This is a genomic window from Photobacterium sp. DNB23_23_1, from assembly GCF_052873815.1.
On record NZ_JBNNXT010000138.1, the window covers coordinates 1 to 239 of the forward strand.

The window sequence follows — 239 nt, forward strand, 5'->3', positions numbered from 1 at the left end:
TGGTGGAGCTATGCGGGATCGAACCGCAGACCTCCTGCGTGCAAGGCAGGCGCTCTCCCAGCTGAGCTATAGCCCCATAATGGGTTCTTTTTTCTCATTCGAGGCATGATGTGAGGACGTTTAGTTCACTAAACGACGAACTTCATAACAAAGAAGAAGGAAAAAGTGGTGGGCGATACCGGGCTCGAACCAGTGACCCCCTCCTTGTAAGGGAGGTGCTCTCCCAACTGAGCTAATCG

The 239-nt window shown here is 52.7% G+C and carries 1 tRNA gene; it reads right to left on the reverse strand.

Features of this window, described 5'->3' with window-relative positions:
• Positions 1-76: transfer RNA gene (locus tag ACVA53_RS25155), tRNA-Ala, on the reverse strand.
• Between the last annotated feature and the right edge of the window lie 163 nt (positions 77-239).